Annotated in this window: 1 protein-coding gene; it reads right to left on the bottom strand. The window is 47.0% G+C overall.

Translation table 11 applies throughout. The features are described 5' to 3' along the window. The coding region (locus R8N47_RS27115; RefSeq protein WP_318186357.1) for a sensor domain-containing diguanylate cyclase at window positions 1–574 on the bottom strand (574 nt) is incomplete at both ends.

Raw genomic sequence — 574 nt, 5'->3', positions numbered from 1 at the left:
ATGGTATTGGCAGCATGGATGAGAGATTTGTCGCCAGCGTCGTGCCCAAACTTGTCATTCAGTTTTTTAAAGTTATCTAAATCCAAAATCGCGACGTGGAATTTGATCCCTTGAGTGCGAAATTCAGAAAGACGATGCTCAATTTGACGCATGAACTCTCTGCGGTTTGGAATGCCAGTAAGATCGTCGGTGGTGGCGAGGTGCTCCATTTTCATGATCTGAATATGCAGTGCAATGTTCAACGCTATCCAGTTGGCAATGCATTGCAACTGTGCGGCTTGTTCCTTGGTATAAAAATGGGCTTGATGATGCGCGACGTTAAGCGTACCCAAGCACATTTGACCATGCATCAGCGGCGCATCCATACACGTGCCCATACCGCTGGAGGTCAACATGACGCAATCTAGCTCGTCGGATTGAGAAACGTCGTCACAAATGATCAGTTGTTGGTTTTTGAACACACGCCCGACGAAGGCTTGATCAATCGGCACGAGAAAATCGGCAGGAATCGCTTTATTGCCGGAAAAAGAGTAGACCTTGAGGTAGTCACTGTTTTCGTACAGCGTAATACTGG

The organism is Vibrio sp. 2132-1 (assembly GCF_033344315.1).
This window is presented reverse-complemented; position numbering and strand designations above follow the sequence as displayed.